The 18,546-nt window shown below is 56.6% G+C and carries 14 protein-coding genes and 1 pseudogene; 7 read left to right on the forward strand and 8 right to left on the reverse strand.

Annotated features, from left to right (window positions below):
* Nucleotides 1-138 precede the first annotated feature (138 nt).
* From Q6A51_RS22875 to Q6A51_RS22885, 3 genes are all read left to right on the forward strand, one after another.
* A complete protein-coding gene (locus Q6A51_RS22875) occupies nt 139-2,076 on the forward strand; it encodes a DUF1302 domain-containing protein (RefSeq protein ID WP_304575798.1) in 1,938 nt (645 codons plus the stop codon).
* Between the two features lie 27 nt (nt 2,077-2,103).
* The gene (locus tag Q6A51_RS22880; protein WP_201020033.1) at nt 2,104-3,468 is read left to right on the forward strand and encodes a DUF1329 domain-containing protein; all 1,365 of its coding nucleotides are present in this window, start codon (nt 2,104-2,106) and stop codon (nt 3,466-3,468) included.
* 274 nt (nt 3,469-3,742) lie between these two features.
* Entirely contained in the window at nt 3,743-6,475 is a 2,733-nt protein-coding gene (locus tag Q6A51_RS22885; protein ID WP_201020032.1) for a LuxR C-terminal-related transcriptional regulator, read from the forward strand.
* A gap of 67 nt (nt 6,476-6,542) precedes the next feature.
* On the opposite strand, the gene Q6A51_RS22890 is transcribed toward Q6A51_RS22885, so the two are convergent.
* Entirely contained in the window at nt 6,543-7,727 is a 1,185-nt protein-coding gene (locus Q6A51_RS22890) for an HD-GYP domain-containing protein (RefSeq protein WP_304575799.1), read from the reverse strand.
* A 577-nt stretch (nt 7,728-8,304) separates the two neighbouring features.
* Here Q6A51_RS22890 and Q6A51_RS22895 point away from each other — a divergent pair.
* Complete coding sequence (locus Q6A51_RS22895; protein ID WP_201020030.1) at nt 8,305-9,012, forward strand: OmpA family protein; 708 nt, start codon at nt 8,305-8,307, stop codon at nt 9,010-9,012.
* Between the two features lie 56 nt (nt 9,013-9,068).
* Here Q6A51_RS22895 and Q6A51_RS22900 read toward each other — a convergent pair whose 3' ends face one another.
* From Q6A51_RS22900 to Q6A51_RS22910, 3 genes are all read right to left on the reverse strand, one after another.
* Nucleotides 9,069-9,962, reverse strand: coding sequence for an acyltransferase (locus Q6A51_RS22900; protein ID WP_304575800.1), 894 nt, complete (start codon nt 9,960-9,962; stop codon nt 9,069-9,071).
* A gap of 82 nt (nt 9,963-10,044) precedes the next feature.
* The gene (gene pta / locus Q6A51_RS22905; protein ID WP_304575801.1) at nt 10,045-12,135 is read right to left on the reverse strand and encodes a phosphate acetyltransferase; all 2,091 of its coding nucleotides are present in this window, start codon (nt 12,133-12,135) and stop codon (nt 10,045-10,047) included.
* Between the two features lie 78 nt (nt 12,136-12,213).
* Entirely contained in the window at nt 12,214-12,519 is a 306-nt protein-coding gene (locus Q6A51_RS22910; RefSeq protein ID WP_201006606.1) for a DUF3565 domain-containing protein, read from the reverse strand.
* 13 nt (nt 12,520-12,532) lie between these two features.
* On the opposite strand from Q6A51_RS22910, the gene Q6A51_RS22915 reads away from it, so the two are divergent.
* Both Q6A51_RS22915 and Q6A51_RS22920 read left to right on the forward strand, forming a co-directional pair.
* Nucleotides 12,533-13,018 (forward strand): FKBP-type peptidyl-prolyl cis-trans isomerase, encoded by a 486-nt coding sequence (locus tag Q6A51_RS22915; RefSeq protein ID WP_201006570.1) that lies wholly within the window; start codon nt 12,533-12,535, stop codon nt 13,016-13,018.
* A 122-nt stretch (nt 13,019-13,140) separates the two neighbouring features.
* The gene (locus Q6A51_RS22920) at nt 13,141-13,623 is read left to right on the forward strand and encodes a glutathione peroxidase (RefSeq protein ID WP_201006571.1); all 483 of its coding nucleotides are present in this window, start codon (nt 13,141-13,143) and stop codon (nt 13,621-13,623) included.
* A 27-nt stretch (nt 13,624-13,650) separates the two neighbouring features.
* Here the strand turns inward: Q6A51_RS22920 and Q6A51_RS22925 are convergent, their stop codons facing one another.
* The 4 genes and pseudogenes from Q6A51_RS22925 to cysZ all read right to left on the reverse strand — a co-directional run.
* A complete protein-coding gene (locus Q6A51_RS22925; protein ID WP_201020028.1) occupies nt 13,651-14,838 on the reverse strand; it encodes a glycosyltransferase family 4 protein in 1,188 nt (395 codons plus the stop codon).
* A 375-nt stretch (nt 14,839-15,213) separates the two neighbouring features.
* Nucleotides 15,214-15,717 (reverse strand): hypothetical protein, encoded by a 504-nt coding sequence (locus tag Q6A51_RS22930; protein WP_304575802.1) that lies wholly within the window; start codon nt 15,715-15,717, stop codon nt 15,214-15,216.
* An 18-nt stretch (nt 15,718-15,735) separates the two neighbouring features.
* Nucleotides 15,736-16,059: a hypothetical protein gene (locus tag Q6A51_RS22935; RefSeq protein WP_304575803.1), complete on the reverse strand. Its 324-nt coding sequence runs from the start codon at nt 16,057-16,059 to the stop codon at nt 15,736-15,738.
* 293 nt (nt 16,060-16,352) lie between these two features.
* Nucleotides 16,353-17,121: pseudogene (cysZ, locus tag Q6A51_RS22940) on the reverse strand (sulfate transporter CysZ); the annotation flags it as partial.
* A 401-nt stretch (nt 17,122-17,522) separates the two neighbouring features.
* On the opposite strand from cysZ, the gene trxB reads away from it, so the two are divergent.
* Complete coding sequence (gene trxB / locus Q6A51_RS22945; protein ID WP_304575804.1) at nt 17,523-18,485, forward strand: thioredoxin-disulfide reductase; 963 nt, start codon at nt 17,523-17,525, stop codon at nt 18,483-18,485.
* Nucleotides 18,486-18,546: the final 61 nt, after the last annotated feature.

Below are 18,546 nucleotides of genomic sequence, written 5' to 3' on the forward strand. Positions count from 1 at the left end.
GGACTTGGCAAGAGCGTAAAGATGCATTTTGTTTGGCGGCCCTCAGGGGGGCCGGTGAGTGTTGACAGCCAATCCATGGCTGAGTCGTTTCTGGAAGTTCCCACTGCCATAAAAATAAAAGCACATGGAGTCGCATCGATGACAACTGTAATCCCTTTCTGGCGCCGGGCGAAACTTCCTCTGGCTGTCAGTCTCGCTTCCTCGCTCGCCAGCCCCGCATTCGGCGTTACTTTCAATGTCGGTGAAATCGAAGGCAGCTTCGACTCATCTCTCTCGATAGGCGCCAGTTGGTCTACCGCAAGCCCCAACAAGAATCTCATCGGCGCCAACAATGGTGGGCGCGGCCTTTCGCAAACCTCCGATGACAGCCACTTGAACTTCAAGAAAGGCGAGACGTTCTCGAAGATTTTCAAAGGGATTCACGATCTGGAGCTGAAGTACGGCGATACCGGCGTATTTGTACGTGGCAAGTACTGGTATGACTTCGAACTCAAGGACGAAAGCCGCGAGTTCAAGGACATCAGTGACTCCAACCGCAAGGAAGGCGCCAAGTCCTCCGGCGGGCAATTGCTCGATGCATTCGTCTACCACAACTACTCCATTGCCGATCAGCCAGGCACCGTGCGTTTCGGTAAACAGGTCATCAGCTGGGGTGAAAGTACCTTCATTCAGGGCGGGATCAACAGCGTCAACCCGGTCGATGTATCGGCGTTTCGTCGCCCAGGGGCCGAGATCAAGGAAGGCCTGATTCCGGTCAACATGTTCTATCTGTCGCAAAGCCTGACCGACAACCTGTCTGCGCAAGGTTTCTACCAGCTTGAGTGGGACCAGACGGTTGTGGATAACTGCGGCACCTTCTTCTCGCAGCCAGACGTGATCGCCGATGGTTGCGACAGCAACCTGGCCGTATTGCGTAGCCGCAGCGGGCTCAATACCTCTCTGGCGGCTGCCGGTCTGACTGCTGGAGCGCGGACGGCAATTTTCAACTCCCTGGCGCAGCAAGGCGTCAACTTCGGCTCGCCCGATGAGGGCGCGATCGTACGCCGTGGCCCGGACCGGGATGCCCGTGACGGTGGTCAGTTCGGTTTTGCCGTGCATTACAATTTCGAGCCGTTGGACACCGAGTTCGGTGCCTACATGATGAATTACCACAGCCGCCTGCCGATCTTCAGCGGTCGCGGTGGGTCAGCGGCTTCGTTCAGCGGTACCGGGCTGGTTGGCTCGCTTGTGGGCAACGGCATTCCGTTCGGGACTGCAGCCGCGCTGGCCCCGACCTTGCTGCCACTGGTGGTGGCGGGTAACTCCAGCTACTACGTCGAATACCCTGAAGACATTCGCCTGTACGGGTTGAGCTTCTCCACCACGCTGCCTACAGGCACGGCATGGAGCGGTGAAATCAGCTACCGTCCAAATGCTCCGGTGCAGATCAACACCACCGACATTCTCTATTCGGGTATTTCCCCGTTGAACCCGAACGTGTCGCTGCTCAGCGGCAGGGCCAATACCGATCAGCCTGGCTATCGCCGCAAGGAAATCACCCAGTTGCAGACCTCCTTCGTCCAGTTCTTCGATCAGGTGATGGGAGCTGAACGTCTGACCCTGGTGGGTGAAGTGGGCTGGACTCACGTGGGCGGCCTGGAAAGCACCTCGAAAATCCGTTATGGCCGTGACCCGGTCTACGGTCCGGGGCCTCTGCCGGGCGGCCAGTGCGCAACCTTGAACGCGGGCACCCTGACTGGTGCCGATCAGAACAACCTGACCCGTTATTGTGAAGACGACGGTTTCACTACCGCCAACTCCTGGGGTTATCGCACACGTGCCATCTGGGACTACAACAACGTATTCGCCGGTGTGAACCTCAAGCCAAGCGTGGCCTGGTCCCATGACGTCAAAGGCTACTCGCCTGGCCCAGGCGCCAACTTCGAGGAAGGTCGCAAGGCTGTCAGCCTCGGGCTGGATGCCGAGTACCAGAACACCTACACCGCCAGCCTTTCCTACACCAACTTCTTCGATGGGAAGTACACCACGGTCGATGACCGGGATTTCGTGGCACTCAGCTTTGGCATGAACTTCTAAGGACAAGGTTTCGGGATGACTATGAAAATGAAAATAACAAAGGGTCTGTTGCAAGCAGGTGCGCTGGGGTTGTCGTTGCTGGCAACCGGCGTCACGGCTGCGGTGTCTGAGTCCGAAGCGGCGAAGCTGGGGACCAGCCTGACGCCAATGGGAGCCGAGAAGGCAGGTAACGCCAATAACACCATCCCGGCCTGGAGCCCCATGCCGAAGAATGCGGGGGCTGTAGACAGCAAGGGTTTCCTGGCTAACCCGTATGCCAGTGAAAAACCGCTGTTCACCATCACGGCGCAGAACGTTGAGCAGTACAAGGACAAACTGGCACCGGGTCAATACGCGCTGTTCAAGCGTTACCCGGAAAGCTACAAGATCCCGGTTTACCCGACACATCGCGGCGCCACCGTGCCTGATGACGTGTTTGCCGCCATCAAGAGAAACGCCACCAACACCAAGCTGGTGGGCGGCGGCAATGGCCTGGAAAACTTTGAAACCGCAATTCCCTTCCCGATCCCGTCCAGCGGTGTCGAGGTGATCTGGAACCACATCACCCGTTATCGTGGTGGCAGCGTGAAGCGATTCGTGACCCAGGCCACTCCGCAACCCAATGGTTCCTACAGCCTGGTGTACTTCTCTGACCAGTTCGTGTTCCGCGACAAGATGAAGGACTTCGATCCGAAGAATCCGGGCAACATCCTGTTCTACTTCAAGCAGGAAGTGACCGCGCCGGCGCGTCTGGCCGGTGGTGTGCTGCTGGTGCATGAAACCCTGGACCAAGTGAAGGAGCCTCGTTCGGCCTGGCTCTACAACGCCGGTCAACGTCGCGTGCGCCGTGCTCCGCAGGTGTCCTATGACGGTCCGGGTACAGCCTCGGACGGTCTGCGGACTTCCGATAACCTGGACATGTACAACGGCGCGCCAGATCGCTACGACTGGAAACTGATCGGCAAGCAGGAAATGTACATCGCGTCCAACAGCCACAAGCTCGACGACACGACCCTCAAATACGCTGACATCATCAAGGCTGGCCATATCAATCAGGACCTGACCCGTTATGAACTGCGCCGTGTCTGGCATGTGACGGCAACTCTGAAAGAAGGCCAGCGCCACATCTACGCCAAGCGTGACTTCTTCATCGACGAAGACACCTGGCAAGCTGCGGTCATCGACCACTACGACGGTCGTGGTCAGCTGTGGCGCGTCGCCGAGGCTCATTCCGAGAACTACTACGACAAGCAGGTTCCGTGGTATGCCATTGAAACGCTGTACGACCTGCAGTCGGGCCGTTACGTGGCACTGGGCATGAAAAACGAAGAGAAGAGTGCGTATGTCTTCGGTTTCACCGCCGGCACCAGCGACTTCACGCCTAACGCCCTGCGTCAGGAAGGTGTACGTTGATCACACAAACCGGATGAACTGTCATGACGTGCAGACTGGGGTCTTTTGACGCTGTCTGCATGTAAACAGGCCGCTAAAAGTGCAAGCAGCCAAGCAGTTTCAATGACTTATAGCCAAAGCCCCTTGATTGGGGCTTTTTTATGCAGAGGTATTCGGCTCACAAATTGTAGGAATTTTGTTACGGACTTTTCGGTCGCTTCCTTCAAAAGGTTGGTGTTACCCGCTAGTCTCCGGACAGCTGCTATGGCGAAACAATACTCCAGAAGAGCTGGCCATGACTGATCTGTCCCGTATGCAAGGCATCGCAGGTAGCGCAACCTCCGCACTGGAAGGACGATTCTTTCGGCCTCCCTTGCCCGATGGTTATCTGCCTCGTTCCCGCTTGTGCGAACGTCTGACCGAAGGGTTGTCCGGGCGTCTGTTGCTGATCTGTGCGCCTGCCGGTTTCGGCAAGAGTTCGCTGGCCGTGGAGTTTTGCCAGAATCTGCCCGCCCAGTGGCAGAGCATATGGCTGGGGTTGAACCCTCGCGAAAGCGATCCTGGCCGTTTCCTTGAGCGGTTGCTGGCCGGGTTTCAGCAGTTCTTTCCACAATTGGGCGCGCAGGCCATGGGCTTGCTGAAAATGCGTCAACGCAATCAGCCCTTTGCCTTCGAGGAGTGGCTCGACGGCTTGCTGGATGAGCTGGCCATGCACCTGATGTTGAGCAAACCCTTGCTTCTGGTCCTGGATGATTACCATCTGGTGCAGGGCTCGGTGCTTGACCGTTGCGTACAGTTTTTCCTCAACCACTTGCCGACCGGGCTGGTGGTCATGGTCACCAGCCGCCAGCGTCCTAACTGGCATCTGGCGCGCCTGCGTCTGTCTCGACAATTACTTGAACTCAACGAAAGTGATTTGCGATTGACCGACGCCGAATCCCTGGCAGTGCTCGACCGACATAGCTGCTCACTGGACAGCGATGCACAGCGAAGCCTCATCCGGCGTAGCGAGGGCTGGGTGGCAGGTTTGCGCTTCTGGCTGCTGGCCGCGTCTGAAGCCGGCGATGACCATGCTTTGTCGCAGGCTCTGCGTGATGGCGAAGTCTTGATCAGTGAGTATCTGCTTGAAGAGGTCATTGACTGTCTTCCGGCCGATGTCCAGGCCTTTCTTTATGAAACCGCCTGCCTTGAACGCTTTTGCAGCGAATTATGCGATGCCTCCCGAGAGGTTCACGACAGCGCCCAGATGCTGCGTTACCTGCAAGCGCATCAGGTGTTTCTGGTGCCGCTGGATGAGCAGGGGCGCTGGTTTCGCTATCACCATCTGTTCTCCGACCTGTTACGTGCACGGCAGATTGCCGGCCCGCAACAGAATCGCCTGCATCTGAATGCCTGCCGCTGGTTCAACGAACAGGGCTTGCTGGACGAAGCCATTGAACAGGCGTTGCGTGCCGGGCATCTGGATGTCGCTGCCAATCTGGTGCAGAACCTTTCCGAAGAACAGCTTCTGGCCGAACAGAATGTCGGCATGCTGCTGCGCTGGCGAATGGACCTGCCAGACAGTCTGCTGACCAGCACACCACGCTTGATTGTGCTGTACGCCTGGGCGCTGGGGCTGGCTTGCCAGCTCGATGCTGCCGAAGAGCTGGCAGAAAATCTCAGCCGCTTTCTGCCAGCGCCGTCGGCCACTGCGCAGAAATCCATGCTCGCCCAGTGGCTGGCGCTCAGTGGCATCATTGCTCGTGGCCGCGGTGACAGCGACAAGACCCAGCGCTATTGCAGCGAGGCATTGCTCAGCCTGCCGGAAAAACGCTACGGCCAACGTCTGCTTTGCCTGTCCACTCTGGCCAACCTGGCAATAGCCAACAGCGATCTGTTGCGCGCCAGGGCTCTGAACCGTGATGCCCTTGAGCTGGCACAGCGAGTCGCCAATCCGCTGTTCGAGGCGCTGGCGCATTACGACCGGGCCAGAGTCCTGCAAGCCAGGGGCGAGATCCTTCGTGCTCTGGACGAGGTGCGTCAGGGGCAGCAACGGCTCAAGGGCTTACCCACATTGCGCCTTTATGCCGTGCGCGCACGCCTGACAATTTATGAAGGTTATCTTCTGACCCTGCGTATGCAGGCCGATGCAGGGCGTGCGCAATTGCTCGCCGGTCTGGTAGAGGCTCGTGCCTGTCGGGATATCAGCGTGCTGATCGGGCATTGTGTGATTGCCGGTCTGGAAGGGCGTGAAGGGCGTTTTGCCGAAGCCTTTGCCGAACTTGGCGAAGCCGAGCGCCTGATGCATATCTGGGATGTGCCACCGATTTACTACCTGGCGATGATCACGCTGGTCAAATGTGAGCTGTGGCTGGTGCAAGGCCGTATCGATCTGGCCGAAGCCTGGCTGCTGCGTCTGACTCAGACCTACAGTGGCGGGCTGGCGACGGCGGCTCCGGAGTGTCATCCACAATTGCCGCAACAGGTCGAATTGCAGCGCGCCGTTCTGGAGCAGATTCGTGGCGATACCTGTGCATCCGCGCAACGTTTGCAGGAGCTGGAGCACCATGCGCAAACCATGGGCGCGCAGTTGCTGGGCTTGATCGCGCTCAACCAGCGCATCCGTCTGCTGCTGGACAGTGCCCGGCTGAGTGAGGCCGGTGAGCTTCTGAATCGCAGCCTGCTTGCGGCGCAGGGTGGTGCATTGCTGCCGTTCAAGGACCTGATCGACGGCCACCCACTGTGGCTTCGTGAACAACTGCTGCAAAGGCCTGCCTGCCTTGTGCGCGACTCCCTGCTGGAAAAGCTGCCTTTGTGCCTGGCTCCGCCGGTAACCGAGCAGACCCATGGCAACGACAGCTTGAGCGTACGTGAGCTGGGAGTGCTGCAACTCATTGCCCAAGGCTGCTCGAATCAGGAAATCAGCGATCAGTTGTTCATCTCCCTGCACACCGTCAAAACCCACGCCAGCCATATCAACAGCAAGCTAGGTGTAGAGCGCCGAACCCAGGCGGTGGCGCGGGCGAAAGTGTTGGGGTTATTGGGGTGAACGGCCTTTAAATACCGACTCTTCATGCGTCGGTGTTTGAACTCTCGGCAAGCAGGGAATAACAGACTTACCCTGCCTTGCATCCCGCCCATAGTTGATCGATATCGCTCAACTCCCAGTCTTCGGCCCGTTCTATTTTAACGATGGCGTCCCGGTCATCCTTGTTTGCCAGGTCAATGATTTGCGGGGCGAATGTCTTTCGTGTTCGCGCCGACATGAACACTTTTACTTTGGGCAACAGTAATTGTTCATTCTGTTCGACTACAACTCCCAGGCGTCCGCTTTCCAGGCGCACAAGAGCACCAACGGGGTAAATGCCCACGGTCTTGACGAAACTCTGGAATACCACTTCATCGAAGTGGCCTTTCCATGAAGCCATTTCACGGATTGAATGCGCGGCGCCCCAGCCTTTTTTGTAAGGCCGGTCAGAGGTGACGGCATCATATACATCGCACACCGCGCCCATTCTGGCGAAGATGCTGATTTCATTGCCTTTCAAGCCATGTGGGTAGCCCGAGCCGTCGAACTTTTCGTGGTGATGCAGGCAGACATCCAGAACGATTGCATTGACCTGCTGGCTCTCCTCCAGAATCCTCAGGCCAGCCTCGGGATGGTGTTTCATGGCGGTGAACTCTTTCTGGGTCAACCGGCCGGGCTTATTGAGGATCTGCGGGTCAATCATCATTTTCCCGACATCATGCATCAACCCGGCCACACCGGCCTCGCGCACCTGCTCATCCTGCATGCCCATGCGCCTGGCAAGTGAAACCATCAAGGCGCATACCGCAACGGAATGCATGTAGGTGTACTCATCCGAGGTTTTCAGCCGGGACAGGCTGATAAGGGCATGAGGGTGGCGCAATATCGAATTGGATATTTCCTCCACGAGCAGCCCGACATCATCCACATTCATGGCCCGGCCCATCTTGGCTTCGCTGAACATGGTCATGACGGCATTCTTGGCCCTGCCGCAGATAAGCCGGGCACGCAGAAGTTCTTTCTCCATGCTGACAGGAGTGGTGTCATCTTCGGCGCTGGCTGGCGCGTCCGGATGACTGGCAGGAGATTTACCCCGGCGAGTATCGATCCAGACTTCCTCGGTGTCCGACTGCTGGATGCGCTTGAGGACTTCAATATCGTCAAGCACGACTTCGACCTGGTTTATCCAGAAAGGATCATTGACCCAAGGGCGGCAGAACTTGTGGATGTGCATGCCCAGTGAAAGCTCGGAAACAAGAATTTTTCTCAGCATGTTCAGCCACCGATATGTTTTTCGGTGGGATGAGAGAGAGCAGTCAATAGCAGTGGGCAAGTAACTGAAGGTGTTAAGAAATTACAATGCATGAATTTATAATCGATGATCGGCATGACCTCACCTCTACTGGTTGTAAGGATCGTCCTGATCTCGTTGTGCCAGTATACGGGGCATTTCGTGAAAAAATCATGCGCATTTATATGGCGTCAATAAGCGGGTGATTATTTAATTATCAATAGAATCAGCCAATTGGGATTTTTTGTTTTCTGGCGTCAAAAACAGATCTTTAAAAAATAAGTTAAAGACGAAAATGTTGTTTTTTATACAGGCCTGTATCGCGATTTATATAATTGTTTTGTTATGCAATAACATTCTTTTCGAGGGGGTGGTGCGTTACAGCATGTCGTTTGGGCATTGTGCTGTTCTGCTACATTTGGAGCATTCAGGAGCCGCATCGAAAGGACCTGATCGGAGGCCGGACGGCCAGAAACGGTTCAGGTGGCGTTAAGGAATTTTTGACGGATGTCGTGCTCTAATCCGCTCATTAGCGTTCGTTAAATCAGGAGTTTCATCAATGTCTAGCTCGCGCCATTTGATTCTTGCCGCTCTTGCTGTGGCCATGCTGTCCGGATGTGCGTCGCCCAACCCTTACGACAGCAATCAGGGGCAGGCACAAAACTCGGGTGGCATGAACAAGACAGCCAAGTACGGTGGGCTGGGAGCATTGGCTGGTGCCCTGGCGGGTGCGGCAATCGATCACAACAACCGTGGCAAAGGCGCATTGATCGGCGCCGCAGTGGTGGGTGCCGCATCGGCAGGCTATGGCTATTACGCCGACAAGCAGGAAGCCGCGCTGAGGGCGAGCATGGCCAATACCGGCGTTGAAGTGCAGCGTCAGGGTGACCAGATCAAACTGATCATGCCGGGTAACATCACCTTCGCTACCGACTCTTCCTCCATCGCCAGCAGCTTTTACTCACCGCTCAATAACCTGGCGGGCTCACTCAAGCAGTACAGCCAGAGCAACATCGAGATCGTGGGTTACACCGACAGCACCGGCAGCCGCCAGCACAACATGGACCTGTCCTTGCAGCGTGCGCAAAGTGTCAGCACTTACCTGACGTCCCAGGGTGTGGATGCGACTCGTCTGTCGGTGCGCGGTGCAGGTCCTGACCAGCCGATTGCCAGCAACGCCGATGTCAACGGACGCGCCCAGAACCGTCGTGTCGAGGTCAACCTCAAGCCTATTCCAGGCCAGCAGTACGAGCAGTATCAACAGTAACCATTGTTCGCGAATGAATTCGCTCCCCCGTAGGAGTGAATTCATTCGCGATGAAATCAGCTCAAGCCCTTGAGCCGATCCAGCAAGCGATCCTTCTCTTCCCACAATCCGTTGACCCACTGCTGGAACTCCAGTCGGTAGGCTTGATCCTGATCGTAATTCTTGCCGATGAACTGCTGCGGGATCTTTATCTCTTCAAAGTGCGCTACCACTTCCTTCACGTTGCCACACAGCAGGTCCCAATAGCCCGGTTGCCCGCCTGGATAATGAATGGTGACGTTGATGATCGACTCAAGCTGTTCGCCCATGGCATCCAGTACGAATGCGAGCCCGCCGGCCTTGGGCTTGAGCAGGTTGCGAAACGGTGAGTTCTGTTCGGCGTGCTTGGCTTTGGTAAAGCGTGTGCCTTCGGCAAAGTTGAAAATGCCCACCGGGTTATGACGGAATTTGGCGCAGGTACGGCGAGTGGTTTCCAGGTCCTTGCCTTTCTTTTCCGGGTGTTTGGCCAGATACGCCTTGGAATAGCGCTTCATGAACGGAAAGCCCAGCGCCCACCAGGCCAGGCCAATCAACGGCACCCAGATCAGCTCCTGCTTGAGAAAGAACTTCAACGGGCGAATGCGTCGATTGAGTACGTACTGCAAGACCATGATGTCGACCCAGCTCTGATGATTGCTGGTGATCAGGTACGAGTGTTCATAGTCCAGCCCTTCAAGACCGCTCAACTGCCAGTGAGTGTGGCCAAGCAGCCTGATCCAGGCATTGTTGCAACTGATCCAGGTTTCCTGAATATGAATCATCAGCCAGTCGGTCAGACGCTGGGCAGCCTTGAAGGGCAGGCATATCTTGAAAAACGTGACCACGAACAGCACTGCGCAGCAGGCAATGGTGTTGAGCGCCAACAACAGCGAGGCGATGAAGCCGCGCAATGGGGCAGGCAAGGAATCCATGACGGATAGTGACTCCAGAGGGTAATGGGATGCGGTACAGACTGCACCCTGGCAGTCTGCACAGATGGCATCGGTATGTGTATCAGGAAAGTGTGTCTGCCTGAATGGCGGTCAGGGCGATGGTGTAGACGATGTCGTCGACTTGCGCGCCACGTGGCAGATCGTTCACCGGTTTGCGCAGTCCTTGCAGCATCGGGCCCAGGCTCACGCAGTCGGCGCTACGCTGTACCGCCTTGTACGTGGTGTTGCCGGTGTTCAGGTCCGGGAACACGAATACCGTTGCACGCCCGGCCACCTGGCTGTCCGGTGCCAGTTGGCGAGCGACGTCCTCGTTGGCGGCGGCATCATACTGCAACGGGCCATCGATCAGCAGGCCGCGCTGGGTTTCACGGGCCAGCAGGGTGGCTTCGCGAACCTTTTCCACTTCCTCGCCACTGGCGGAATTACCGCTGGAATAACTGATCATCGCCACCCGTGGCGCGATACCGAATGCGACGGCGGAGTCGGCACTTTGCAGGGCAATTTCGGCCAGCTCGCTGGCACTTGGATGCGGGTTCATGATGCAGTCGCCGTACACCAGTACCTGCTCGGGAAACAGCATGAAGAACACCGATGAAACCAGGGTGCAGCCGGGTGCGGTCTTGATCAGTTGCAGCGCGGGGCGAATGGTATTGGCGGTGGAGTGAATGACACCCGATACCAGCCCGTCGACCTCATCCAGCGCCAGCATCACAGTGCCGATCACCACGGGATCTTCCAGTTGCTGCTCGGCCATGGGAGCGTTGAGGCTTTTGTTCTTGCGCAACTCGACCATCGGCGCGACATAGCGTTCGCGAATCAGGTCAGGGTCCAGAATCTCCAGTCCCGGCGGCAATTCGATACCTTGAGCCTGAGCAATCGCCCGAACCTCTTCGGGCTTGGCCAGCAGGACGCACCGGGCAATGCCGCGGGCCTGACAGATCGCTGCCGCCTGAATGGTCAGCGGCTCATTGCCTTCGGGCAGGACGATACGCTTGTTGGCGGCCTGAGCGCGCTGGATCAACTGATAACGGAACACGGCAGGCGAAAGGCGCAGCTCCCGTGGCGTACCACAGCGCTGATGCAGCCAGGCTGCATCCAGGTGACCGGCGACAAAGTCAGTGATGATTTCCGCACGCTCGCGGTCATCGATGGGGATTTCCTTGTTCAACTGATTCAGGCGCGTGGCGGTGTCATAAGAACCGCTGCTCACCGACAGCACCGGCAAACCGGCCTGTAGCGCGCCTCGGCACAGTTCCATGATGCGCGGGTCGGGCACGGTGTCGCTGGTCAGCAACAGGCCAGCCAGCGGCACGCCATTCATGGCCGCCAGACTGACTGCCAGGATGATGTCGTCGCGGTCGCCCGGCGTCACTACCAGAACGCCTGGCTTGAGCAATGGCACGGTGTTGAGCACGGTTCGGGCGCAGATGATGATTTTCGACATGCGCCGTTGCTCGTAGTCCCCGGCATTGAGCACCTGCGCGCCGAGCAGTTCGGCGACATCGCGGGTGCGCGGGGCATTGAGTTCGGCCTGGAATGGGATACAACCCAGCAGGCGGAAATCGCCACTGCGCAGTAGCGGAGAGTGCTCTTTCAGGCGAGCGGCGAAGACTTCCATGCTCTCTTCGGTACGCACCTTGTTGAGGATCACGCCCAGCACTTTCGGGTCTTTCGGCCCTCCGAACAGTTGGGCCTGCAATTCGACCCGGCCCGACAGCTCGGTGAGCACTTCGTTTTCCGGGGCCGATACCAGAATCACTTCGGCATCCAGGCTCTTGGCCAGATGCAGGTTGACCCGTGCGGCATAGCTGGCGTTACGGGTGGGCACCATGCCTTCGACAATCAGCACATCCTTGCCCACGGCAGCTTGCTGGTAAAGGCTGATGATTTCTTCCAGCAGCTCATCCAGTTGGCCATCACCCAGCATGCGCTCCACATGCGCCAGGCCTAGAGGCTGTGGTGGTTTGAGGCCGTGGGTGCGGGCCACCAGTTCGGTCGAGCGTTCAGGGCCGAGATCGCCCGGATGGGGTTGTGCGATCGGCTTGAAGAAACCGACCTTCAGGCCCGCACGCTCAAGGGTGCGAACCAGACCCAGGCTGATGGATGTCAAACCCACGCCAAAATCTGTGGGGGAAATGAAAAAAGTCTGCATACCGGCTTCTCGATTGAGCAGTGCAATGGCCGAGGCGAAATGGACAGCCATTCGACCAGAAAAAAATCAGGGAGCCGTCTAACGCGACTCCTCGGTGCCAAGACTATCGTTATCTGATGACTTCGCACACCAGCCACAGTGAAAGCCCTGACCTATTTTTTGTTGGCGCTGCGCCGCGTCCATTACCCAGGCACGCGATTGCCATGGCGGTTGATGGCGAAGGTGTTGCGTATGCCCGCAGGACAACACTGCGACCCAGTGGCCGTCTTCATCCTGTCGAAAATCAATAACCGTTGAGTTTTCCAATCGGGGCCGTCTGTCAGAGTTGCGTTCGCTTTCGTGCGATTGCTTGGTTAAACTTGCCCGTTCTTCAATCTTAAGCAAAAGGTCCTGTCCCATGCCGATCGCCGCTAACAAGGCTGTCTCTATTGACTATACCCTGACCAACGACGCTGGTGAGGTCATCGACAGCTCTGCCGGCGGTGCTCCGCTGGTCTACCTGCATGGCGCCGGCAACATCATTCCGGGCCTGGAAAAGGCACTGGTCGGCAAAGACGTCGGTGACGAGCTGAAAGTCGCCATCGAGCCTGAAGATGCCTACGGTGAATACTCTGCCGAACTGGTCAGCACCCTGAACCGCAGCATGTTCGAAGGTGTCGATGAACTTGAAGTCGGCATGCAGTTCCACGCTTCGGGCCCTGACGGCAGCATGCAGATCGTGACCATTCGCGACCTGGATGGCGACGATGTCACCGTTGATGGCAACCACCCGCTGGCGGGTCAGCGCCTGAATTTCGAAGTCAAGATCGTGAGCATCCGTGATGCCAGCCAAGAAGAACTGGCTCATGGCCACATTCATGGCGAAGGCGGTCATCAGCACTGATTTGTGCTGCTAAGCTCAGGTAACTGACAAGGGCGCTCTGGCTGTTCTGCGATGACGACTTTCGTTACGCGGTCTGCCACGGCGCCTTTTTGGTTCGCTCGGGCTTCAGGGGGGAGGATTTCATGAGTGCTTTTCACGACATCACACTGAAGGCGCTGAACGGGCAGGAACTGCCTCTGGCGCCTTTGAAGAACAAAGTGGTTCTGGTCGTCAATGTGGCCTCCAAGTGTGGGCTTACACCACAATATGCGGCGCTTGAAAGCCTTTATCAGCTGTACAAGGACAAAGGCTTCAGCATTCTGGGCCTGCCGTGCAATCAGTTTGCCGGACAGGAACCTGGCTCCGAGCAGGACATTCAGGCCTTCTGCGAACTCAATTACGGCGTGACCTTTGCGCTGGGCGAGAAGCTGGAAGTCAACGGGGCGCAACGTCACCCGCTGTACCGTCTGCTGGCTGGCGAGGGGGCCGAGTTTCCTGGCGATATCACCTGGAACTTCGAGAAGTTTCTGGTCGGTCGCAATGGTGGCGTGATTGCCCGTTTTTCACCACGCATGGCGCCGGATGATCCTGCCGTTATTCAGGCAATCGAAAAGGCTCTGGCCTGACGTCATCGTACTGCGTTTGCCCGGCATTCAGCCCGAAATGGATTTGACGGTCTGGCCTTTGGCCTGTGCATCGTTGGCCGGGCAAGCGCTGAACAACTGCTGCTCGAACTGATCGATGATCGCCGTCCAGCCCTGACGACTTGCATGCTTGCGAGCATTCAGACGTACCCTGCGCAGGGCTTCACTGTCCTCTATCAGCCAGTGTGCGGCATCAATGAACGCTTCCTCATCACCGGGCATGGCCAGCGCGCCATTGTGACCGTGACGAATATGCTGCCCGGCAGCCGCCTCGTCGTAGGCGACCACACCAAGCCCTGATGCCAGCGCCTCAAGCACGACATTGCCGAATGTCTCGGTCAGGCTTGGAAAAAGAAACAGATCGCCGGATGCGTAGTGCGCTGCCAGCGCCTCGCCGCGCTGCGCCCCGCAGAAAATCGCATCGGGTATCTGCTGTTCCAGAGTGGCACGTTGCGGCCCGTCTCCGACCACAATCAGTTTCAGGGTGCGCCGCGGATAGCTCTCTTTCAGTGTCTCGAAGCACGTCTTGAGCAAGCCGAGGTTCTTTTCCGGTGCCAGCCTGCCGACATGCAGGATGGCGGTATCACCCACCTGCAACCCCCAACTTTCGCGAAGCGCCTGCGAGCGTCTGGAAGGGTGAAACAACTGGCTGTCCACGCCGCGAGACAACAACTCGATCCGCTCGAAACCACGCCGCTCCAGCTCCATCTTCTGGCTGATACTGGGGACAAGCGTCATGCGCGAGCGATTGTGGAACCAACGCAGATAGTGGGTCAGCAAGCGGGTGATGAACCCCATGCCGTATTGCTGCGTGTATTGCGGGAAATTGGTATGAAAGCCACTGATCACCGCAATCCCCAACCGCCTGGCCGCTCGCAATGCAGAAAGCCCCAGCGGCCCTTCGGTGGCGATATACAACACGTCCGGGCGCCGCCGCTGCCAACGGCGCAACAGCTTGTGCATCGAAGACTGGCCCCATTGCAAACCCGGATAACCCGGTATCGGCCATCCCCGGCACAGCATCAGATCGTCGGCCGCAGTAAAACCTGCCTCATCACTCTGGCGAGGCCGAATCAGCTCGACCTGATGCCCGCGCAAACGCAACCCGTCACACAGCCGCCCCAACGTATTGGCGACGCCATTGATCTCGGGAGTGAAGGTTTCAGTGATAAGAGTGACATGCAGGATTTTGCTCATGAGAGCAGTCTCGGCTTGTTGCATGTCGGTTATGTGGCTTTTGGGTGATGGATTTGTGACGGGGGGAGCGCAAAAATGGATCAGGATGTGGGCTAATGCCGATCAGTTAAGGTCATAAATTACTTTGTGGGAGGCAGCTTGCTGGCGACTTCAGTGTACAGACGCAGAATATCTGTCGGTTTCAGGCCTTTTCGCCAGCAAGCTGCCTCCCACAAGTTTGTGTGTGCCTTAACTGATCAGCATTAGCATGTAGGACCGGATTTATCCGGGAAGAGGCCTGTATATTCATTACATCTTTCTTTGTAGACATAACGCCTTCCCGGATAAATCCGGTCCTACATGATTCGCGTTTTATATAGTTCTATAGAGTGAAAACTACCAATGGGCCATGTCTTTAAATTTTTGAGGAAGGCTGTCATTGAAATCCAAGATTTTCTCCAGGATTTTCGCAGGTGGTGTACCTTTAAAAAGCTCTGTTTTGTAAAGTTCTCCGCGAAGCTTTTGCACTGAAGACATCGTTTTTGCAAAATACAATCTTGTTTTGTCAGTGACTATCTGGCCGGTTGTGGTATAGCGGATGATTGGGTAGTCAGTAACATCAAATAACTCAAATACCAACGAGTTATAAGCGTACTCATATGCCATTTTTGCTGCTTGAGTCGGGTCCCTGCCGGCCTCGTCAAGGAGTTCAGACCGGAATGTTGATCCCCTGGGAAACGTGTCTCTTTTTCCTTGACTGACTATCGAACCCTCGCTCTGAGTCGCATCCAACACTTGCTTGAATGACATCCCTTCTTCAGTTTGCGCAGTAGCCGTGGCTTTTGATCGCGGGCCCAAGCAGGTGACATTGGGAAATGGCGAATCGGTATGAGTTTGCATTTTCCGACTCCGCTCAGGTTAAACAGCATCGTGCTTGAGTTGACGGCTCTGCTGGCTAGTCACTCTTTCCAGCGCTGCCGGCCTGGGCTCGAAGTCTTTGTCGTTGACGGCGGACTTCCTTTGTTCCGGGCTCATGTTCTGCAGGAAGTAAGTGGATCGTGGTTGCACCAGACGGGTCAGCGTTGCGGCTGAGGGAATGATTGCCGTGCCGGGGCCTTGTGCCGCTTTTTTAACGTCACTGAAAACCTGGGCAAAACGGCTTGAGCGCGGTTCTGGCATTTTTTCCAGCGCGGCAGGTTTGTAAGCGGTTTGTGTTGCGGCAGTTTTTGTTTTGACTTCCATGGTGTTGCCTCCTGTGGGTTTATTGCAGGAGAGCAAAGAGGGTGCCAGTTTTTATAATTTGTTTTTGACGGTGGGCGATGCTTAGTGTTTAAAGGGTTTTAATAAGTGTCCTACATAAAGATCCTACAGCTTGTTTTATATTGATATCACGGCAAGGTTTTTCCCATGGCGGTAATGTATTGCCAGTGGTTTTTTTAGTTGTTTTATAGGGGGGGTTAAAGCGTGTTCTTTTCATTGCGTAGGATATTTCTTTTTATAGGTTTCAGAAGCGCATCCATGCGCTCCTGTAAAAATCAGCGTTCTCTCACCCAGAACAACGTCGCCCCAGCCACTGCCGCTGGCATCATCAGGATATTGAGCATCGGTACCAGCAACGCCAGATAAACGATGCCGCCGAAGCTCAGGCTTTGCCAGCGCTTGCTTTTCAGCCAGTCGAGCATTTCGTTCCAGCCCAGCTTGTGGTTGTCCGCCGGGTAGTCGATGTACTGGATAGCCATCATCCAGATCCCGAAGAGCAGCCAGAGCGGGGCGGCGATCAGGTTGACCACCGGGATGAAGGACAGAATGAACAGCCCGAGCATGCGCGGCAGCATGTAGCCCAGCTTGCGAGCCTCGCGGGCCAGTGTGCGGGGGATCATGGCCGCCAGTTCGGCCCAACTGAAGTCAGGTGATTCATCCTTGCCGCGAATCACGGCTTCGACTTTCTCGGATAGAAAGCCATTGAAGGGGGCGGCGATGATGTTGGCTATCATGGTGAAGGTGAAAAACACCATAAACAGCACCAGTGCCACGAACAGCGGCCAGAGGATGTAGTTCAGAAAGCTCAGCCAGTGCGGCAAGGTCGGCATGAAAGCATCGACCCAGATGCCGAACTGATGCAGGGCCAGATAGATCAGGCCACAGAACAGCACCAGGTTGATGCTCAGCGGCAGCAGGACAAACAGGCGCAGGCCAGGGCTGAGGACCAGTTTCAGGCCTTCTTTCAGGTATTGCGGGCCTGTGAGGGCAGGGGCGGGCATGGCAGCCTCCGAAAAATGGAAAACGCTCGACCTTACCGACTTTGCCGGGCGCTTGAAAGAGCTGTCAGCGGCTCATTGAGCGGTATCGGCATGGCCGTTGTGCATAGAAGTGGACTATGAGGTGGATTGTGAATCGATATTTCCTTACCCTTCTTCACCCCGATAGGCTCTGCATCACTTTCTTGACCTATCCTTTGCAACTCTTGATGGAGTCATCAATGAGGGTGCTGGTAGAAAAGGCATGACGGCTGGCCCTCAGGGCGTTGCCGATTACCAGACCTCGTCGAACATCTAGAGCGCGTAATGTGTTGCTGCGGCAGGGGCTCGCAGTTTCAGAACTTTCAGGATTGCCGAGCTACAGAGCACTTCCCCAAGTGTATCGGCAGTCCTTTTTTATCCAGCCGTTCCGACCGCGGCAAACCGGTCGGTCGATAGGAGTGTGTCATGTCCGACGTACGTCATTCCCGAGTGATTATTCTCGGCTCCGGCCCTGCCGGTTACAGCGCTGCGGTCTATGCCGCACGTGCCAACCTCAAGCCTTTGCTGATCACCGGCATGCAGGCTGGTGGTCAATTGACCACTACCACTGAAGTCGATAACTGGCCGGGCGACCCCCATGGCCTGACCGGTCCAGCATTGATGGAGCGTATGCGTGAGCATGCCGAGCGTTTTGAAACCGAGATCGTGTTCGACCACATCAATTCCGTGGATCTGGCTGGCAAGCCATTCAGCCTCACTGGCGACAGCGCGGTCTACACCTGCGATGCTCTGATCATCGCCACTGGCGCCAGCGCTCGTTACCTGGGCTTGCCGTCGGAAGAAGCGTTCATGGGCAAGGGCGTTTCCGCTTGCGCCACCTGCGATGGTTTCTTCTATCGCAACCGTGAAGTGGCTGTGGTCGGTGGTGGTAACACTGCTGTGGAAGAGGCGCTGTATCTGGCCAATATCGCCAGCAAGGTAACTCTGGTTCACCGTCGCGAGACTTTCCGCGCCGAGAAGATCCTGATCGACAAACTTCACGCTCGTGTGGCCGAAGGCAAGATCGAACTCAAGCTGAACGCAACCCTGGATGAAGTGCTGGGCGACAACATGGGCGTGACCGGTGCTCGCCTGAAGAACAACGACGGCACCAGTGACGAGCTGAAAGTCGACGGTGTGTTCATCGCGATCGGCCATACCCCGAACACTTCGCTGTTTGAAGGTCAACTGGCCTTGAAAGACGGCTACATGGTTGTGCAGGGTGGTCGTGAAGGCAATGCCACTGCGACCAGCGTGGAAGGTGTGTTTGCAGCGGGCGATGTGGCTGACCACGTTTACCGTCAGGCCATCACCTCTGCCGGCGCGGGCTGCATGGCTGCACTGGATGTCGAGCGTTACCTGGACGGTCTGGCGAACGCTTCGTTCTGATCTGCCCCGTAGGAGCGGATTTATCCGCGAAAATCTTCGCGAATGAATTCGCTCCTACGGC

Source organism: Pseudomonas serbiensis (assembly GCF_030580745.1).
In the GTDB taxonomy this organism is placed as follows: Bacteria; Pseudomonadota; Gammaproteobacteria; order Pseudomonadales; family Pseudomonadaceae; genus Aquipseudomonas; species Aquipseudomonas serbiensis.

Coding starts and splice junctions, on each gene's coding strand:
- Q6A51_RS22915 (WP_201006570.1), top strand. CDS start 12,533: ATGCCGATCGCCGCTAACAAGGCTGTCTCTATTGACTATACCCTGACC.
- Q6A51_RS22885 (WP_201020032.1), top strand. CDS start 3,743: ATGACTGATCTGTCCCGTATGCAAGGCATCGCAGGTAGCGCAACCTCC.
- Q6A51_RS22930 (WP_304575802.1), bottom strand. CDS start 15,717: ATGCAAACTCATACCGATTCGCCATTTCCCAATGTCACCTGCTTGGGC.
- Q6A51_RS22880 (WP_201020033.1), top strand. CDS start 2,104: ATGAAAATAACAAAGGGTCTGTTGCAAGCAGGTGCGCTGGGGTTGTCG.
- trxB (WP_304575804.1), top strand. CDS start 17,523: ATGTCCGACGTACGTCATTCCCGAGTGATTATTCTCGGCTCCGGCCCT.
- Q6A51_RS22900 (WP_304575800.1), bottom strand. CDS start 9,962: ATGGATTCCTTGCCTGCCCCATTGCGCGGCTTCATCGCCTCGCTGTTG.
- Q6A51_RS22895 (WP_201020030.1), top strand. CDS start 8,305: ATGTCTAGCTCGCGCCATTTGATTCTTGCCGCTCTTGCTGTGGCCATG.
- Q6A51_RS22925 (WP_201020028.1), bottom strand. CDS start 14,838: ATGAGCAAAATCCTGCATGTCACTCTTATCACTGAAACCTTCACTCCC.
- Q6A51_RS22875 (WP_304575798.1), top strand. CDS start 139: ATGACAACTGTAATCCCTTTCTGGCGCCGGGCGAAACTTCCTCTGGCT.
- pta (WP_304575801.1), bottom strand. CDS start 12,135: ATGCAGACTTTTTTCATTTCCCCCACAGATTTTGGCGTGGGTTTGACA.
- Q6A51_RS22935 (WP_304575803.1), bottom strand. CDS start 16,059: ATGGAAGTCAAAACAAAAACTGCCGCAACACAAACCGCTTACAAACCT.
- Q6A51_RS22890 (WP_304575799.1), bottom strand. CDS start 7,727: ATGCTGAGAAAAATTCTTGTTTCCGAGCTTTCACTGGGCATGCACATC.
- Q6A51_RS22920 (WP_201006571.1), top strand. CDS start 13,141: ATGAGTGCTTTTCACGACATCACACTGAAGGCGCTGAACGGGCAGGAA.